General features: G+C 56.4%; 1 protein-coding gene and 1 tRNA gene. Both read left to right on the forward strand.

Annotated elements, in window-relative coordinates:
- Positions 1 to 47: 47 nt before the first annotated feature.
- Positions 48 to 596 carry a hypothetical protein gene (locus NW843_RS08650; RefSeq protein ID WP_414522684.1) on the forward strand — a complete coding sequence of 183 codons (549 nt, stop codon included), beginning with the start codon at positions 48 to 50 and terminating at the stop codon, positions 594 to 596.
- Positions 597 to 751: 155 nt separating this feature from the next.
- Positions 752 to 842 (forward strand) — tRNA-Ser (locus NW843_RS08655).
- The last annotated feature ends 226 nt before the right edge of the window (positions 843 to 1,068 follow it).

The raw sequence follows: 1,068 nt of genomic DNA on the forward strand, positions 1-1,068 counted from the left end.
TGAACAGTGATGTTCAGCAGTGTTCAGCGTAAATGTATCAGAGATAGATGTTTACCCAATCTGCGTCTGATACTCTGGGGTTGGCACAACTGGATTTGGCGCAAATTCCGCGGCAGATCACCTGCGATGGCAGTGACTTGGATTGGAGCCAGGCCCTGGCCATCGAAGGGATCCAACCTGAAGAAGAAGCTTTACAGGCTTGGATGGCTTTCCGTGACCTGCGGGTGAACCAAGAGGCGGGCAACATTTTACGCTGGCAAGGGCGTCCGTTGCGGGCCAGCCGTATCCGCTTTTTCCCCAGGAATGTGGCTTGGCGCTATGGCTTCTCGTTTTCCACCAGCATCCGCTCGCCCCTTGGCAAAGGGATCCCGACCCCTGAGGAGTGGCGCTACCCGGGCCTCTGCCGCTACGGGATTGTGCTGTTTCAACCCAACGCCCAACTGGTGGCCCATCAGGTTTTCGAGTCCTCGCCAGAGCAGCCCCAAGAGGTGGATCTGGATCCCAACCTGGATATTGCCTTCAACATCAATGACGCCAAGGGCAGCTACGGCGACAATAGCAGCAGCTTCGATATTTACCTGCAGGTGGTGAGCTAGACTCACCCAACCCCAGGAGGGATCCCGGCTGATCGCGATAGCGGGACGGAGTCTTTGCAGGGCGGGTCAGGGGGCAGTTGCCGGGTGGGATCCCATCCCCTACAATGAGTGAACTGGTAGCTGGATCCCAGCTTGCCATTGCCCTTCCTGGCCCTGGAGAGGTGGCTGAGTGGTCGAAAGCGGCTTCCTGCTAAGAAGTTACGGGGCCCAAAAGCTCCGTCGAGGGTTCGAATCCCTCCCTCTCCGTCCATATTTGCTGACTAAGGTTGTTGACGTCCTCTGCGCGCCGTTAGCTTACTTCCCCATAGCGGTAGGGCGGGGCTTTTCTCAGTAGCTCGGGCGTCTCAGACTAACCTGAAACGACCATAGAGGCCAACTCCGCTACCAGTACTCCGCTACCAGTCATGGGTCGTGGAAGCAGGAAGAAATCAGAGCATGACTCTAGTCAATAATAAGCTCAACTATACTGAAA

Origin of the sequence: Synechococcus sp. R5-12, assembly GCF_047502655.1 — a bacterium.
In the GTDB taxonomy this organism is placed as follows: domain Bacteria; phylum Cyanobacteriota; class Cyanobacteriia; order Thermostichales; family Thermostichaceae; genus Thermostichus.